We start from the raw sequence: 17332 nt of genomic DNA on the forward strand, positions 1-17332 counted from the left end.
GGCTATTTGGTCAGGATCAGTTTGTCGTTGCGGGTCAGGCGCAGGTGGTACTCGCTGCCCTGATGCTGGATCACCAGCTCGCGCCCGCCGGCCAGCAGCAGATCGCTGGCGACCCGGCGCGTGGCGGTGGCGAGCCGCGGCGCCGCGCCGCGGTGCACGGCAGAAGGGGGAAACGGGGATGGACGCAAGGAGAGGACGGGCATCGGAGTTCCTGCGGTGGCGGATACTCAAATAATAATCATTCTCATTTGAGAGTCAACCACCCTCGCGGACTCCACGCGCGACGGGTCAGCCACCCACCGCCTGCCGCATGCGCCCGGCGAGCGCCGCATCCAGTCGCGGCAGCAGCTCCAGCGCGTCCAGGTTCTGCGCCAGCTGCTCGCGCTTGCTCGCACCCAGCATCACGGTGGATACGTGCGGGTTCAGCAGGCACCAGGCGATCGCCAGTTGCGCCAGGCTGGTGCCCAGCTCGTCGGCTATCGGCTGCAGCGCGCGCACCTGCACCAGGCGCTCGTCGCCCTCGCCCAGCACGCTCTTGCGCAACCATTCGTAGCCCGGTTGCGCGAGCCGCGAGTCGGCGGGGATGCCCCGGTCGTACTTGCCGCTCAGCAGGCCCGAAGCCAGCGGCGACCAGATCGTGGTGCCCATGCCGTACTTCTCGTACAGCGGCGCATATTCGCGCTCCACTCGCTCGCGGTGCAGCAGGTTGTACTGGGGCTGCTCCATCACCGGCGCGTAGAAATGATTCTCGCGCGCCACCCGATGGGCCTCTTCGATCGCCTCGGCCGGCCATTCGCTGGTGCCCCAGTACAGCACCTTGCCCTGGCGAATCAGCGTATCCATCGCCGCCACGGTTTCGTCGACCGGCGTGTCCGGATCGGGACGATGGCAGAAATACAGGTCCAGATAGTCCACGCGCAGGCGCTGCATGGCCTGGTGGCAGGCCTCGATCACGTGTTTGCGCGACAAGCCGCGCTGGGTCGGCAGCGGCTCGTCCACGGCACCGAAGAACACCTTGCTGGATACGCAGTAGCTGTCGCGTGGAAAGCGCAGATCGGCCAGCACGTCGCCCATCACCTGCTCGGCCACGCCGTTGTTGTAGGTCTCGGCGTTGTCGAAGTAGTTCACCCCGCGATCGTGCGCCAGCGCCAGCATGTCGCGCGCCTCGCTGCGCCCGACCTGCCTGCCGAAGGTGACCCAGGCGCCGAACGACAACGCGGACAACTGCAGGCCGGATCGGCCGAGGCGACGGTATTGCATGGGATGACTCCTTAGATCAGGAACGGAATGAGCGGAAAATACCCGAGCATGGCATGGCGGACGTCACGGCAAGGTCGGCAACGATGCCTGCCATGCCAAGTCCGTATTCTCGCGCGCTGGCGGCAATGCGGCTGCGCCGCAACGTGCCACGCGCTGCAGCCGGGAAATCGAGCGTATGACATACGTTATAACCATTCCGGAGGCCGCCATGAAACTGAAGATCACCACCATCGGCAACTCCGCCGGTGTCATCCTCCCGCGCGAACTGCTGGCCCGCCTGCGGCTGGAGAAAGGCGACGAGCTGTTCGCGCTGGAACCCCCCGACGGCATCCGCCTCACTACCTACGACCCGGCCCTGGCCAGGCAGATGGAGGTGGCGGAGGAGGGCGTGCGCAAGCGGCGCACCTTGCTGCACAAACTGGCGCAGTAGCAGATGACCGTCATCATCTGGATCGAAAAGCCGCTCGCCATCGCCACCCACGAACGCCAGCTGGCGGAACATGGCGGCAGTGCCGGCGTGCGCGACGACAGCCGGCTGGACTCCGCACTCGCCCGACCGCAGCAAGGCCACGCCCATGATGATCCACCGCCGGATCTCGCCGACCTCGCGGCCAGCCTCGCGTTCGGCCTGGCGCGCAACCATCCTTTCGTCGACGGCAACAAGCGCACGGTCGCCGTGTTCTGCGAAACCTTCGTCCTGCTCAACGGCGGTACCCTCGATGCCGACGATCTCGCACTGTACCCGCGCTACCTGGCCCTCGCCTAAGGCAGCCTGGCCGAAGCCGAGTTCGCCGCCTGGCTGCGCCAGCACATCAAGCTCGACGACAAGAAGCGCGTGAACGAGCCGCGTAAGCGCTGCGCGCGCTGAAGCCCCGCTTTTCCGTCATTCCCGCGAAAGTGGGAATCCGATGTCCTCGGTCATTCTCGGGTCGAACCGAAACACTGTCCCAGCTTGTCCAGCCTCGTTGTCGAACAACTCGCGGGGATGACTGCGCCCAGGTGTCACCTGCCCTCGGCAGTATTTCAGAGCGCCCCGACACCGACTCGGCGAATCGCCGCTCGCCGATCAGCGCGGGCCAGTCAGGCCGAAATGCCAGCCCTTGTACACATCCGCCGTGCCACGGACGGCCATCGTGAATTCCCTGCTCCCGCCCCTCTGCATCGGTTTCCCCCGCGCAGGTCATCCATGAAACATGCGCAGCGGGTCGAATGGCAGACACCTGCAGACGCGACAAGTCGACCGGTGCCCTTCGCGACATGCCACGCGGATGGTGGACCGGCTCAGTCGATGCCCAGGCCTTCGATGCCGGTGATGGCCACATCGAACCCGGCGAGCGCGGCGAAGCGACGGCCGCGTTCGGCGTAGTCCTTGAACTGGTCGAAGCTCGGCGCGCCCGGAGAGAGCAGGATCACGCCACCGCGCGGGGTGTGCGTCTTCGCCTCGGCGACGGCGCCGGCGAGGTCGTCGACAGGCAGGATCGGACAACGTACTTCCGCCTCGCGCAGCGCCGCCTCGATGCGCGCGCCGTTGGCGCCCATGCAGACGATCGCGTGCGCGGGCGCGCTGCGCATCGCCTCGACGAACGGCGTCCAGTCCAGGCCGCGGTCGTGGCCGCCGACCAGCACGGTCACTGTGCGGCCATGCAGGCTTTCCAGTGCAGCCAGCGTGGCCAGCGGCGTGGTGCTGATCGAGTCGTTGACCCAGTGCCAGCCGTCGTGTTCGCCCAGCGGCTGCAGCCGGTGCGGCAGCGGGCGGAAGGTGGCCAGTGCCGGCGCGGCGGCGAGCGCGTCCATGCCGATCGTTTCCAGCGCGGCCAGCGCGGCGCAGGCGTTGAGCGCGTTGTGCAGGCCGGGCGCCGCCAGCGCGACGCTGTCGAATACCGGCTGCGCACCGCGGCAGACCATGCCATCGCGCACGTGCCAGCCTTCCGGCGTGCCGAACACCAGGCGATGCGGATGCGCGGCGGTGTACTGCAGCAGATTCGGCTGCAGGCCGTTGACCAGCAGCGTGCGCGACACGTCGGCCAGCTTCAGTTTGTCGGCCACGTAGCGCTCGCGCGAGCCGTGCCAGTCCAGGTGTTCCTCGTACAGGCTGGTGACCACGCCCAGTTCCAGCGGACCGGCTTCACCGGTCTGGAAGCTGGACAGTTCGATCACCCACAGGTCCGCGTGCTGGTCGAGCAGCTCCGGCAACGGCAGGCCGATGTTGCCGGCCAGCGCGGTGCGCACGCCGAGTGCGCGCGCCAGGTGCGCGAGCAGCGCGCTGGTGGTGCTCTTGCCCTTGGTGCCGGTGACCGCGATCACGCGCGCATCCGGATGCTCGCCAAACCAAAGCGCGGTACCGGAAGTGAACCGCGTGCCTTGCGCCTGCGCGGCCAGCAACGCCGGCTTGTAGGCGGAGATGCCGGGCGACTTCACCACCACCTCGAAGCGGGCCAGCGCCACCGCATCCGGCTCGCCGACGACGATATCCAGCGCCGCGTCGAACGCACGCGCCGCCTCGACTTCGGCGGCGCTGCAGAACAAGGTCAGTGCCTGCGTCGGCAGCCGCGAACGCAGCGCCTTGATCACCGCGTGACCTTCGCGGCCGAAACCCCAGATCGCGACGCGGCGATCGCGAAGCTCGTCGAAGCGCATCAACCGATCGCCGCCAGCGCCGGCTGCAGGCGTGCCGGCACGCGGTGTTCGGGCGACGGCTGCAGCCACGGTTCCAGCGCCAGCTGCGTTGCGTCGAGCTGCGGCAGGATTTCGCTGCGGAAGCGTTCGACCAGCGCATCTTCCTGCCACTCCGGCCGCTGGCTCAGCGCATGCATCGCCGCGCGCGCCTCGGCGCCCTCGCCCACGCACTCGAACGGCTTGTGGTCCTGGTATTCCAGCAGCGCGTCGAAGCCGGCGGCCTGGTTTTCGTCATCCAGCAGGTTGCGGCCGAAGATCGCCAGCAGCCGCGGCTTGGGCAGGAACGGCGCCAGCGCGAGGAACACGAAGTGGCACTTCGGGCACTGCCCGCACCAGCGGTCCACCGGCTTCGGGCCGAGCAGCTTGAAGTTGCGGTTGCAGCTGGAGAACACGTCGAAGTACGGCGTCAGCTTCGCGAACGCGCGGGTGATCGCCAGCTCCGAGTACGGCCGCAGCAGCGAGCAGTAGTCGAGGTCGGCGGCGACGTGGCTGTGCAGCCAGTCGCCCAGCAGCGTCTCGAACGCGAGGCTCTTGCTCCACTGGTGGTTCACCTGCTGGCCGTCGTATTCCAGCGTGGCAGCCGAGGCGGAACGCTCGTTGGCGAACGCGATCGAATCGTAGCCGTACAGGACCGCGGCGACGGCGAGGATCGCCGAATTCACCGCGGTCACCGGGATGTGCCCGTTCCACGCGCCGAGCCGGTTCAGCTCGAACAGGCCCGGCGCCAGTTCGCGCTGGATGTTCAGGGTGGGCAGGCCGGTCCGCTCGGCGCAGCCGGCGATCAGCGCGGAGCTGCCGACCCATGCCGCAGTCGCCTCGCCGCCGATGGACTTGATCGCCTCCACCGCCACCAGCGAATCCTTGCCGCCGCCGATGGGCACCAGGGTGCGTTTGGGCAGACCGAGCGAGGAGGCTTCCGACGGGACCGTGCTCTCACCCCGACCCTCTCCCTCCTGGAGAAAGGGAGACGCTGTGCTTCGCGGAAAACTTATGCGCCCGCGCAGGTCCAGCCCGTTGCGATAGGCGAACTCGGCCAGCCCGTGCAGGTACAGCTGTTCCAGCAGTTCGGCGGTGGCATCGTCGAGCGGACCATCGGCCAGCTCGATCTTCGGCGGCACGCCGGCCTTGTAGTAGCTGACGCCGGCGACCAGGTGCAGCAGTTTCAGCGCCGCATCGAACGCCGCGCGCCGCTCGGCGGGAACCGCCGGCGCCTGCGGAAAGCGGATCGTCTCGACCAGTTCCTCGCCGTCGTCGAACGCATACGCCAGCTCGGCCACGCCGTCGGTGTAGCTCGCACGCACGAAGCGGAAGACCCGGGTGAGGCGCGGTTGCATGGTGTTGCTCACATCTTTCTCCATCGCCCGCATCGTCGGGAGCGAACAGGCTGATTCTAGCTTCAGGCGGTGCCCGTTCGATGGCTTTCGCCGGCCAAAGAGCGGGACAGGCGCGCTCCGGATCAGTCGTCGATCACCACCTCGTCGGCCTCGTCGCGCAGGTTGTAATGCGAGGACATCACCTTGCCGTAGGCACCGGCCTGCGCGATCAGGATCACGTCGCCCTCGGCCGCCTCCTGCAATCGGCGGTCGGTGCCCAGCACGTCGCCGGACTCGCAGATCGGGCCGACCACCTGGTAAAGCGCGGTGGCCGGTTCGCCAAGCCGGGTGAGGTTGACGATCTTGTGCCAGGCGTCGTACAGCGCGGGGCGGATCAGGCTGTTCATGCCGGTGTCCACGCCGAGGTAGCGGAAACCGCCCTTGTCCTTCAGCTGGGTCACCCGCGTCAGCAACACACCGGCGTCGGCGACCAGGTAGCGGCCCGGCTCCATCCACAACCGGTATTGCGGATAGGCCGCCTTGACCTCGCGCAGCGCACGGTCGAGCGCGGCGATGTCCAGCGGCGCCTCGCCCGGGTGCGCCGGCACGCCGAGGCCACCGCCGATGTTGAGGAACACCACGCTGGCGATGCGCTCGGCCAGGCTGGCCAACTGCGCATACACCTCGCCCCAATGCGCGGCGTCGAGCACGCCCGAGCCAAGATGCGCGTGCAGGCCGCGCACGGCCACGCCATGCGCATCGGCCAGCTGCAGGAATGTCGGCAACTGATCCAGCGGCAGGCCGAACTTGCTGGCGCTGCCGCCGGTGCGCACCTTCTCGTGATGGCCCAGGCCGCGGCCCAGATCCACCCGCAGCACGATCTCGCGGCCGCGGAACAGCTCACCCCAGTGCTGCAGCGGATGCAGCGCGTCCAGCGTGACGCTGGCGCGGGTGCCCAGCGCATGGACGTAATCCTCGCGCGGCGCGAAGTTCGGCGTGAACAGCAGCGGCACCGATTCCGGCACCACCGCGGCGACCGCGTCCAATTCACCCGGCGACACGCACTCGAACGCGAAGCCCTCCGCCGCCAGCGCGCGCAGGATCGCCGGATGCGTGTTCGCCTTCACCGCGTAGTGCAGCCGATCCACCGCCACCAGCGACTTCAGCTCGCGCGCCTGCTGGCGCACCGTGGGCAGGTGGTAGACGTAACGCGGCGTGGCTTCGGCGGCCAGTTCCAGCAGGCGCGGACGCTGCGCCTGGCGCCACCATGCCGGCACGGCGGGAACGACTTCGCCGCCGCCATACAGCATCTGCCAACTGGGACCGAACAGCGCGCTGTCGTCCGTGCGCAGGGCGCCGGCGCCGATCAGCAAGTCGTGCAGATGCGGCAGCAACGCATCGACCACTTCCTCGTCGACCACGAAGGTGAGATTCAGGTTGTTCGACGACTGCGAAATCATGTGCACGCGCAGCTGGCCGAACTCGGCCAGCACGCCGGACAAGGTGTGCAGCAGCGAGCGCATGCCGCGGCCGACCAGGGTGATCGCCGCGCACGGCGCGATTACCTTGACCCGGCACACCTTGGCCAGGTCGCTGGCCAGCGCGGCGATCGCGTCGGAGTCGAGCAGGTTCTCGGTGGGATCGAGCGACACGGTGACGTTGGTCTCGGCCGAACCGATCAGGTCCACCGACAGGCCGTGCTGCTTGAAATGCGCGAACACGTCAGCGAGGAAGCCGACCTGTTGCCACATGCCGACCGACTCCATCGAGACCAGGGTGATGCCCTTGCGCGCGCTGATCGCCTTCACGCTGGGCGCGTGCGCGCGCACCTCCGGGCCGATCACGGTGCCGTCGAGTTCGGGCCGGTTGGTGTCCTTGATCAGCAGCGGCACACGCGGCTCGCGCAGCGGCGACAGGCAGCGCGGGTGCAGCACCTTGGCGCCGGTGGAGGCGATTTCCTGCGCCTCCTCGTAATCCAGCCGCTGCAGCAGGCGCGCGCCGGGCACCTGACGCGGGTTGGCGGTGAACATGCCGGCCACGTCGGTCCAGATCTCCACCCGCGCCGCCTTCAGCAGCGCGCCGAAGTACGCCGCCGAGGTATCCGAGCCGCCCCGGCCGAGCAGCACGGTGCGGCCATGCGTTTCGCGCGCGATGAAGCCCTGGGTGATGAACACCTCGCCGAGCGCGGCCAGGCGCGCGTTCAAGGCCGGGTCGGGCTTCGCCTCGACCATCGCCGACAGCAGCCGGGTGCGCTCGTTCTGGTTCGGCAACGCGACCGCCGCCAGGCAGTCGCGCGCGTCCAGCCACTGCGTGGGCAGGCCGCTGTGGCTGAGGAAGGCGGCGCCGAGCGCGCTGGACATCAGCTCGCCGTGGGCCTGCACCTGCGCCTGCCAGGCCAGCTCGCCGCGCGCCGCGGGGCCGTCCTCGGCCAGCCGCGCCAGCTCGCCCAGCCGCTCGCCGAGCGTGTCCGGCAAGGCCAGCTGCATGTGCTCCAGCAGGTCGTAGTGGCGCTGCGCGATCGCGCCGGCCGCCGCCTTGCGCTTGTCCTGCCCGCCCTCGCCGCACAGTTGTTTCAACGCGTCGGTGATGCCGGTCAGCGCGGAAACGACGACCAGCACGCGCGCGCCTTCGGCGCGGCGGCTGGCGACCAGCTCACGAATGTTCTGCCAGCGCGGCAGCGTGGCGACGCTGGTGCCGCCGAACTTCATCACGATCCAGGGAGCGTCGGCGGGCAGCGGCGCGGAGGTTGGCGAGGTCACGGGGGTTCGCTGTCAGGGGATGGTTGTTCAGTCAGTGTTGCGCTGCGACATTGGAATTGCAAATGGTTTTTCGAGGACGACTCGTTTGGACGTCTAGACTGCTGTTTGCCGTATGCGGGCAGTACCCTCCGGCCCTTCCTTGCCTCGTGCGGGGCGGCGGGCAGTGCCCGCCCTGCGGGGTGTTCGGGGTTTCGATGGAGAGCTGAGGTGATCCTGAAACTCCCTCTCCTCAATCCTCCCCCGGAGGGGAAGGAGGCAAACGCGTGCGCTGCGCGCACTGCTTTTACTGCATGAAGACGGGGATCTTGCCGATCCTCGCCTGCCATTCGCGCGGACCGGTCTGGTGCACCGAGCTGCCGCCCGAGTCGACCGCCACGGTGACCGGCATGTCCTCGACGGTGAATTCGTAGATCGCCTCCATGCCCAGGTCGGCGAAACCGACCACGCGCGAGGCCTTGATCGCCTTGGAGACAAGGTACGCGGCGCCGCCCACCGCCATCAGGTACACCGAGCGGTGCTTCCTGATCGCCTCGATCGCGGCGGGGCCGCGCTCGGCCTTTCCGACCATGCCGAGCAGGCCGGTCTGCGCCAGTACCTGTTCGGTGAACTTGTCCATGCGCGTGGCGGTGGTGGGGCCGGCCGGGCCGACCACTTCCTCGCGCACCGGATCGACCGGGCCGACGTAGTAGATGAAGCGGCCGTTGAAATCCACCGGCAGCGGCTCGCCCCGGTTGAGCATCTCGACCATGCGCTTGTGCGCGGCGTCGCGGCCGGTGAGCAGCTTGCCGTTGAGCAGCAGCGTCTCGCCCGGCTTCCAGCTGGCCACGTCTTCGCGCGTCACCGTGTCGAGGTTCACCCGGCGGCCCTTGGAGGCGTCGTAGGTGAGCTTGGGCCAGTCTTCCAGCGACGGCGGGTCGAGCATCACCGGGCCGGAGCCGTCCAGCACGAAATGCGCGTGGCGGGTGGCGGCGCAGTTCGGGATCAGCGCCACCGGCAGGTTCGCCGCGTGGGTCGGGAAATCCCTCACCTTGACGTCGAGCACGGTGGTGAGGCCGCCCAGCCCCTGCGCGCCGATGCCCAGCGCGTTGACCTTCTCGAACAGCTCGATGCGCAGCTCCTCGGCGCGATTGGCGGGGCCGCGCGCGATCAGTTCCTGGATGTCGATTTCCTCCATCAGCGCCTCCTTCGCCATCAGCATCGCCTTCTCGGCGGTGCCGCCGATGCCGATGCCGAGCATCCCCGGCGGGCACCAGCCGGCGCCCATCGTGGGCACGGTCTTCAGCACCCAGTCGACGATCGAGTCGGACGGGTTGAGCATGGCGAACTTCGACTTCGCCTCGGAGCCGCCGCCCTTGGCCGCCACGATCACCTCGACGGTGTCGCCGGGCACGATCGACATGTTGACCACCGACGGCGTGTTGTCCTTCGTGTTGATGCGCTTGCCGGCCGGGTCCGCCAGCACGCTGGCGCGCAGCTTGTTGTCCGGGTCCATGTACGCGCGGCGCACGCCTTCGTTGGCCATGTCCTCCAGCGACATGGTGGCGTCGTCCCAGCGCACGTTCATGCCCACCTTGAGGAACACGGTGACGATGCCGGTGTCCTGGCACAGCGGCCGGTGGCCCTCGGCGGCCATGCGCGAGTTGATCAGGATCTGCGCCATCGCGTCCTTGGCGGCGGGTGATTCCTCGCGCTCGTACGCGGCGGCCAGGCTCTTGATGTAGTCGACCGGGTGGTAGTAGCTGATGTACTGCAGCGCGTCGGCGACGGACTGGATCAGGTCTTCTTGCTTGATGGAGGCCATGGATTCGCTGTGGGCAGACCGGGAAAACCGCCATTGTGCCGCACCGGCCACCGGCGGCAAAACCCGGCCGGGCGCAGCGCAGGCCGGCCTGCGGACGAAGGCACCCGGGCGTCTTTATCTCGGCAGGCACTTGGTACTAATCTCGCGCGAGCGGCGCAACGCCGGTCGTCAGGGGGAACTGACGACGTCGCTGGGGAAGTTGCAATTCGCACGTGAAACGCAGGGCTGAGCTTCAAAGCGCCGCCACCTTCCGTTCGTTGCCTGCCGAAAGTGCATCCGCTTTCCAGCCAGCCCTGTCCACTCCAGGGAGAAGCACTCATGCACTTCAAATTGCGCAGGAAAGTTCTCGCTATCAGCCTTGCGGCCATGCTGGCCGGTGTGGCCACCTCGGTCTCCGCCGCGGGTTTGCAGGCCGTCACCGACCAGGGCCTGGCACCCACCGACCAGAGCGTCACCGTCAGCCTCGTGCTGCGATTGCGCCACGAGGCCGAGCTTGAAAACTACGTTCGTCAGACGGCCACGCCCGGCAGCGCGAACTTCCAGAAGTTCCTCACCACGGCGCAGTTTGCCGAGCGCTACGGCGCCACCGATGCGCAAATCGCCAAAGTGCAGGGCTACCTGAGCCAGCATGGGCTGCAGGGCGAGCTGCTGGACAGCCACCTGGTAATCAGTGTGCGCGGCACGATCGGCCAGTTCAGCCAGCTGTTCGGCACGCCGGTGCACAACTACGTGTCGCGCAAGACGGGCCAGCGCTTCCATCGCCCGGCGCGTCCGCTGGTGATGCCGGTCGGCCTGGGCGACAACGTGATCCTGGCCAGCGGCCTCAGCAACGAGTGGCATTACGTGCCGCACCACACGTCGAAGCTGCCGGTGACCAACCTGCGGCTGGCCAACCCGCCGACCACGCTGTCGGCGCAGGCACGTGCGGCAGCGACCGGCAATCCCACCGCCACCGGGGTGCCTGGCCAGTACACCGTGGGCGACGTGGCCAACCTGTACAACATCAACCCGCTGTACCGGCGCGGCATCACCGGCAAGGGTTCGACCCTGGCGATCGTCACCCTGGCCACCTTCGACCCGTCTGACGCGGAGGATTACTGGACCGCGATCGGGCTCGACACCAAACCGAACCGCATCACCCAGGTGCATGTCGATGGCGGCGGCGGCACCAACGGCGCGGACGAGACCACGCTCGACGTGCAGCAGGCCGGCGGGCTGGCGCCGCAGGCCAACATCATCGTCTACGACGCGCCGAACGCCGGCTCCGGCTTCGTCGACGCGTTCGCCCGCGCGGTCTCCGACAACCGGGCGGACAGCATCTCGGCCAGTTGGGGCCTGGGCGAGATCTTCAACTTCGCGGCGCTGAACGTGGACGGCGCGCGCAACACCGACACCACCGACGTCGGCGACCTGCGTGCCTATCACCAGATTTTCCTGGAGGCAGCCGCGCAGGGGCAGTCGATGTTCGCCGCCAGCGGCGACTCCGGCGCCTACGACACGGTACGCGCCCTCGGCACCGGCGACGGGCCGGGCGAGTTCAGCGCACCGCTCACCGTCGATGCCCCGGCGTCGGATCCGTACATCACCGCTGCCGGCGGCACCACGGTGCCGGTGAAGTTCGTCAACTCCTCCGGCCAGGTGGTGCTGTCGATCGACCAGGAGAGCGTGTGGGGCTGGGATTACCTGCTGCCGTTCGTGCCCAGCCGTGACTATGTGTTCTCGGTCGGCGGCGGCGGTGGCGTCAGCGTCTACTGGCGCCAGCCGATGTACCAGCTCTTCACCAGCGGCATGGAGCGCAGCGAGAAAAACCAGGAGCTGACCTACAACGATCCGGCCACTGGCCCGTACACCTACCTGAAGCTGCCCGGCAACTTCAAGGGTCGCAACCTGCCGGACATCTCGCTCAACGCGGACCCGGAAACCGGCTACCTGCTGGTGTTCCAGGGCGGCTTGTACAGCTCCGGCGGCACCAGCTTCGTCGCACCGCAGTTGAACGGCATCACCGCGCTGTTGCGGCAGAGCACGGGCCATCGCATCGGCCTGTGGAACCCGCACATGTACCTGCTGCAGAACCTCTTCGGCTACGGCAAGTGGTCGGCGTTCAACCGCATCAGTGCCGGCGACAACTGGTTCTACGCCGGCAATGGCCGTTACAACCCGGGCGCCGGCATCGGCACCCTGGACGTGGCCAATTTCGACACGTTCCTGCGCGTGGGCTTCTGAGCGAACGCCCCGGCCCGCGCCGAATGCGCGGGCCGGTTCGCCGGCTTGTCGGCGAACGCCATCAATGCGATCTTCCGGCGACTCCCTCCCCCGGAACCGCCATGCCAGCACGCCGTTTCCTGCAACTGGACGTTTTCGCCGACCGTCTACTCAACGGCAACCCGCTGGCCGTCGTGGTGGACGCCGAGGGGCTGGATGGCGCAGCGATGCAGCGCATCGCGCGCTGGACCAACCTCTCCGAAACCAGTTTCCTGCTGCCGCCTACCGAGCCGCAGGCGGACTACCGCGTGCGCATCTTCACGCCGCGCCAGGAGTTGCCGTTCGCCGGCCACCCCAGTGTGGGCAGCGCGTATGCAGCGATCGAGGCGGGGCTGGTCGATGCCGGCAAGCGCAGACTGACCCAGCAGTGCGAGGCCGGCCTGCTGCCGGTGCAGGTGGTCGGCGACGGCCCGGCACGGATCATCCACGTGCAGGCGCCGCCGGCCCGGTTGGGCGAGATCGATGATGCCCTGCGCGCGCAGCTCGCATCTGCATTGCGGGTGGAACTTGCGCGCGACGACGTCGTCCTGGTCGACAACGGACCGCACTGGATCCTGTGCAACCTGGGCGAGGCGGCACCGGTGCGCGCGCTGCTGCCGGACATGGCGGCGCTGGCGGCGCTGTGCCTCCGGCACGACGCGGTCGGCGTCAGTGTGTTCGGGCATGAACGTTCCGGTGTCGCGGCCATGGCGGTGCGCGCCTTCTGTCCCGCCGACGGCATCCCGGAGGACCCGGTCACCGGCAGCGCCAATGCGGCGATCATGGCCTGGCTCGGCGCGCGCGGCGATCGTGACGGCCATGGCCTGAACTATCGCGCCAGCCAGGGGCGCGAGGTGGGTCGCGACGGCCTGGTCGATGTGGCGCGCGACGCAGCCACCGGCGCCGTCACCATCGGCGGAGCCTGCGTCATCGGCGTGCGCGGCGAGCTGTTGTTTCCGGCCGCGGACTGATCACCGCCGCCTTGCCGAACGCGCGGCGCGCCGCCATGCTGTCGCGCCGCCATCCACATGACCCGACCGATGCCCTCAGCCCATCCCTCCGGCAGCTACCTGCGCAGCCTGCGCCCATGGGACGCCGCGCTGATCGTGGTCGGCGGCATCATCGGCGGCGGGATCTTCCTCAACCCCGGCATCGTGGCGCAGCGCACCGAGTCGGGGCTGGCGCTGCTGCTGATGTGGGTGGCCGCCGGCGTGCTCACTCTGATCGGCGCGCTGTGCTACGCCGAGCTCGGCGCGCGCCGGCCACACGCGGGCGGCACCTACGTCTACCTGCGCGAGGCGTTCGGGCCGCTGGCCGGCTTCCTGTTCGGCTGGACCATGCTGCTGGTGATCTACTCCGGCTCCAGCGCGGCGGTGGCGACGATCTTCGCCAGCTACGCCGCTTCGCTGTTCGGGCTGTCGCCGGCCTGGGCGCTGCCGCTGACCGTCGGCGCGCTGGTGTTCGTCGGCGGCATCAACCTGTTCGGCATCCGCCTCGGCGCGCAGATCCAGAACCTGTTCGCCCTGCTCAAGCTGCTGGCGGTGGCGGTGCTGGTGGTGTGCGGCCTGTTCCTCGCCGGCGCCGGCCACGGCCAGGTGCTGGCCGCCGATCCGGCGCGCAGCGGCGTCGGCTTCATGGGCGCGGCGCTGCCGGTGCTGTTCGCGTACTCCGGCTTCACCTACCTCAACAACCTCGCCGGTGAAGTGCGCGACCCGCAGCGCACGCTGCCGCGCGCGCTGACCCTGGGCATGCTGCTGGTGATCGGCGCCTACGCGCTGGTCAACGTGGCCTACCTCGCCGTGCTCGGTCACGCCGGGCTCGCCGCCAGCAGTGCGCCGGCGGCGGACGTGATGCAGCAGGTGGCCGGCCCGGTCGGCGCGAAGGTGATCGCGCTGGGCGTGGCGATCTCCACCCTCGGCTTCTGCAACATCACCCTGGTCGCCGGTGCGCGGGTGCTGCAGGTGATGGGCGAGGACGGGCTGTTCTTCCGCGCGGTGGCGCGGCTGCATCCGCGCTGGCGCACGCCGAACACCGCGCTGCTGCTGCTGACCGGCTGGGCCATCGTGCTGGCCCTTTCGGGCGGCTACGGCCAGTTGCTGGACTACGCCACCTTCGGCGACTGGCTGGCCTGCGCGGTGGGCGTGGCCACGCTGTTCTGGTATCGCCGGCACGATCCGGCCAACCCCGGCTTCCGCGTGCCCGGCTACCCGTGGCTGCCGTGGCTGTTCATCGCGACGGTTGGCGCGGTGGTGGTGGCCACCCTGCTCGACAACCCGCGCAACGCGGGCATGGGCCTGCTGATCATGGCCGCGGGCATCCCGGTGTACGGCATCTGGCGCCGCCTGGGCGAGCAGCACCGCGGCGCGTGACGCCGGCCCGGCGCACCCGCTCGCCGCCGTCGACGATGAACGGCATGTGGCTGCGGGGCTGCTGCGGCCACACGGCAATGCCACAATAGGCAGACGATCCGCGGAGAAGTCCCGATGCTCCAATCCCACATCCTGCCGGCCGAACCGGCCAGCGCCATCGTGCCGGAGAAGGCACGCGAGGGCATCGATGTGCAGATCAACGGCGAGCATTATCGGCACACCGGCGACCCGCAGATGCCGCTGCTGTGGTACCTGCGCGACGTGTTGCGGCTGACCGGCACCAAGTACGGCGGCGCGCACGGCGAGAACGGCGCCGACCTCGTGCTGGTGGCGGACGCGGCGGTTTCCGCGGTCACGGTGCCGATGCAGACACTGGCCGGCAAGTCGATCACCACGGTGGAGGGGCTGGCCGGCGGCGGCGACAGCCTGCATCCGCTGCAGCAGGCCTTCATCGACGAGGACGCGATCGGCTGCGGCTACTGCACGCCGGGCTGGCTGATCGCCGGCGTGGCGCTGCTGCGGCGCAAGCCCAAGCCGAGCGACGACGACATCGACCAGTTGCCCAATCTGTGCCGCTGCGGCTGCCAGACCCGCGTGCGCCGCGCGATCAAGCGGGCGGCGGCCGGCAAGGCGGGCCAGTCGTGAGCAGCGAGCGCGGCAACTCCACGATCCGCCTCGATCGCCGTCGATTCCTGCAGGTGCTGGCCGGTACCGCCGGTGCGCTGGTGGTCGGCATCCGCCTGGCCGACGCCGCCGACGCTCCGTTGCCGCCAGCGCTGCTCGGCAACGATTTCCACGACCTCGGCGCCTATGTGCGCATCGACGCCGACGGCCTGGTGCTGATCGGTGCGCGCGACCCGGATACCGGCACCGGCGTGGCCACGGCCTTGCCGCGGATCATCGCCGACGAACTCGACGCCGACTGGGAGCGGGTCCGCGTGGTTGCGTTGGGGCTGGGCGTCAGCAACGACAACGGCCGGCCGAAGTGGACCTACGGCCACCAGGTGGGCGGTACCGGCAATTCCATCCCGGCCGCGTGGCGCGACCTGCGCCAGGTCGGCGCGCTGGCGCGCTGGCTGCTGTTGCAGGCGGCGGCGCGACGGCTCGGCGTTTCCGCCAGCCGGCTGCGCTGCGATGCGGGCACCGTGATCGCGCCCGACGGGCGCCGGGCCACCTACGGCAGTCTCGCCGCCGACGCCAGCCAGGTCGCGCTGCCCACGCAGGCGCCGCCGGTGAAGGCCGCCAGCAGCTACCAGCTGATCGGCCGGCCCGCCGGCGACGTGGACGCGCATGCCATCGTCACCGGCCAGGCGCGCTACGCGATCGACGAGCATCTCGGCGATGCACTGGTCGCCGTGCTGGTGCACTGCCCGTGGCCGGACGGCACGCTGGCGCGCATCGACACCGGCGACGCGCTGGCGCAGCCCGGCGTGGTCAAGGTGATCCAGCTCAAGCCCGAGCCGGGCCAGCCGCGCGGCATGACGGTGATCGCCCCGGCCGTCGCCGTGCTGGCCACCGACACTTGGGCGGCACTGCGGGGCCGCGCCAAGCTCAAGCTCGAATGGAAGCCCGGCGCAGGCGGCGGCGAAAGCAGCAGCGGGCTGGAGCAACAGGCGCTGGCCACGCTCGCCGGCACCGATGCGCCGACCACGCGCGTGCGCGACGACGGCGACGTCGACGCCGCCGGCAAGAAAGCCGCGCGCCGCCTGCAGGCCACCTACGTGCAGCCCTGGCTGGCCCACGCCACCGCCGAGCCGATGAACTGCCTGGTGCGGCTGGACAAGGATCGCGCCAGCCTGGTGGTGCCGACCCAGGCGCCGCAGAAAGCCTGGGCGGTGGTGCAGCGCCTGACCGGGCTGCAGCCGGCGCAGATCGACATCCGCGTGCCGCGCGTGGGCGGCGGTTACGGTCGCCGGCTGGACCACGATTTCGTCGCCGAGGCGGTGATCCTGGCGCAGGCGGTCGGCAAGCCGATACGCCTGCTGTGGACCCGCGACGAGGATTTCAGCCACGACTTCTACCGCTCCGGCTGCGTGCACCAGCTAAACGCCGTCGTCGACCGCAAGCGCCGGCTGATCGGCTGGAACCAGCGCATGGTCAGCGCCTCGGCGGCGAGCCTGCGCGGCGTGCCGGAAGATCGACTGTGGCGCTCCGAGCTGCGCGCCGACCAGTTGCCCGCCGGCCTGGTGCCGAACTACCGCAGCGACTGGTACGCGCAGGCCTCGGCGATGCCGCGGGGACCGTTCCGCGGCATGCCGCATCTCAGCAACGCGTTCGCGGTGGAAAGCTTCATCGACGAGATCGCCCACCAGCTGCGCGAAGATCCGCTGAAGACGCGGCTGCGCATCCTCGGCGAACCGCGCCAGCTGCCGTTGGGCGGCGACGCCGTGCTCGATGTCGGCCGCCTTCGCAACGTGCTGCAACTGGTCGCCGACCGCATCGTGTGGAAGAACTGGCTGCACAGCATCAACGGCCTGGGCCTCGCCTGCTGGCACGTCGACGGCGCCTACGTGGCGCACGCCATCGAGGTCGCTCTGCAAGGCCAGACGCTGGTGGTCCGCCGCGTGGCCTGCGCCGTCGACGTGGGTCGCGTGGTGAATCCGCTGGGCCTGGAAGGACAGATCGCCGGCGCCACGCTGGACGCCTTGTCGCTCGCGCTGCACCCGGCGATCACCTTCAAGGATGGCCAGGTCCAGCAGCACGGCTACAAGGATTACCCGCTGGCCACCATGACCGAGCTGCCGCGCGAGGTGGAAGTGATCACCGTGCCCGGCGACCGCGACCCCAGTGGCGCGAGCTTCCTGGCGATGCCCAGCGTCGCGCCCGCGCTGGCCAATGCCGTGTTCCGCGCCAGCGCCGTGCGCGTGCGCCGGTTGCCGCTGATGAAGGAACTGATGCGGCTGCTCTGAGCGA

The 17332-nt window shown here is 69.3% G+C and carries 13 protein-coding genes and 1 pseudogene; 8 read left to right on the forward strand and 6 right to left on the reverse strand.

From position 1 onward, the window contains the following. Positions 1-2: 2 nt before the first annotated feature. Entirely contained in the window at positions 3-203 is a 201-nt protein-coding gene (gene hemP / locus ACVCMG_RS05975; RefSeq protein ID WP_447100788.1) for a hemin uptake protein HemP, read from the reverse strand. An 85-nt stretch (positions 204-288) separates the two neighbouring features. Then, a complete protein-coding gene (locus ACVCMG_RS05980; protein WP_447115107.1) occupies positions 289-1260 on the reverse strand; it encodes a potassium channel beta subunit family protein in 972 nt (323 codons plus the stop codon). A 208-nt stretch (positions 1261-1468) separates the two neighbouring features. On the opposite strand from ACVCMG_RS05980, the gene ACVCMG_RS05985 reads away from it, so the two are divergent. Then, complete coding sequence (locus ACVCMG_RS05985; protein WP_447115108.1) at positions 1469-1690, forward strand: AbrB/MazE/SpoVT family DNA-binding domain-containing protein; 222 nt, start codon at positions 1469-1471, stop codon at positions 1688-1690. A 3-nt stretch (positions 1691-1693) separates the two neighbouring features. Next, positions 1694-2128 (forward strand): annotated as a pseudogene (locus ACVCMG_RS05990) (type II toxin-antitoxin system death-on-curing family toxin). A 413-nt stretch (positions 2129-2541) separates the two neighbouring features. Here the strand turns inward: ACVCMG_RS05990 and murD are convergent. From murD to ACVCMG_RS06010, 4 genes are all read right to left on the reverse strand, one after another. Continuing rightward, positions 2542-3897: a UDP-N-acetylmuramoyl-L-alanine--D-glutamate ligase gene (gene murD / locus ACVCMG_RS05995; protein WP_395116919.1), complete on the reverse strand. Its 1356-nt coding sequence runs from the start codon at positions 3895-3897 to the stop codon at positions 2542-2544. Continuing rightward, entirely contained in the window at positions 3897-5270 is a 1374-nt protein-coding gene (murL, locus tag ACVCMG_RS06000; RefSeq protein ID WP_447115394.1) for a UDP-N-acetyl-alpha-D-muramoyl-L-alanyl-L-glutamate epimerase, read from the reverse strand. Before murL ends, murD begins: the two co-directional genes overlap by 1 nt. A gap of 122 nt (positions 5271-5392) precedes the next feature. Further along, positions 5393-7957, reverse strand: a complete 2565-nt coding sequence (locus tag ACVCMG_RS06005; protein ID WP_447115395.1) for a bifunctional aspartate kinase/diaminopimelate decarboxylase — start codon at positions 7955-7957, stop codon at positions 5393-5395. A 334-nt stretch (positions 7958-8291) separates the two neighbouring features. Then, positions 8292-9809, reverse strand: coding sequence for a fumarate hydratase (locus ACVCMG_RS06010; RefSeq protein ID WP_395116915.1), 1518 nt, complete (start codon positions 9807-9809; stop codon positions 8292-8294). On the opposite strand from ACVCMG_RS06010, the gene ACVCMG_RS06015 reads away from it, so the two are divergent. From ACVCMG_RS06015 to ACVCMG_RS06040, 6 genes are all read left to right on the forward strand, one after another. After that, positions 9808-10038, forward strand: coding sequence for a hypothetical protein (locus tag ACVCMG_RS06015; protein ID WP_395116913.1), 231 nt, complete (start codon positions 9808-9810; stop codon positions 10036-10038). The two genes, ACVCMG_RS06010 and ACVCMG_RS06015, sit on opposite strands and share 2 nt — an antisense overlap. Before the next feature lie 89 nt (positions 10039-10127). Next, positions 10128-12032 carry a S53 family peptidase gene (locus tag ACVCMG_RS06020; protein ID WP_447115109.1) on the forward strand — a complete coding sequence of 635 codons (1905 nt, stop codon included), beginning with the start codon at positions 10128-10130 and terminating at the stop codon, positions 12030-12032. 101 nt (positions 12033-12133) lie between these two features. Then, on the forward strand, positions 12134-13021 hold the full coding sequence (locus ACVCMG_RS06025; RefSeq protein ID WP_447115110.1) for a PhzF family phenazine biosynthesis protein: 888 nt from the start codon (positions 12134-12136) through the stop codon (positions 13019-13021). 69 nt (positions 13022-13090) lie between these two features. Next, on the forward strand, positions 13091-14419 hold the full coding sequence (locus tag ACVCMG_RS06030; protein WP_447115111.1) for an APC family permease: 1329 nt from the start codon (positions 13091-13093) through the stop codon (positions 14417-14419). A gap of 114 nt (positions 14420-14533) precedes the next feature. Continuing rightward, the gene (locus tag ACVCMG_RS06035) at positions 14534-15064 is read left to right on the forward strand and encodes a (2Fe-2S)-binding protein (RefSeq protein ID WP_395116905.1); all 531 of its coding nucleotides are present in this window, start codon (positions 14534-14536) and stop codon (positions 15062-15064) included. Further along, the gene (locus ACVCMG_RS06040) at positions 15061-17328 is read left to right on the forward strand and encodes a molybdopterin cofactor-binding domain-containing protein (protein WP_447115112.1); all 2268 of its coding nucleotides are present in this window, start codon (positions 15061-15063) and stop codon (positions 17326-17328) included. Before ACVCMG_RS06035 ends, ACVCMG_RS06040 begins: the two co-directional genes overlap by 4 nt. The last annotated feature ends 4 nt before the right edge of the window (positions 17329-17332 follow it).

The sequence above is a fragment of the Rhodanobacter sp. UC4451_H18 genome, from assembly GCF_052978225.1.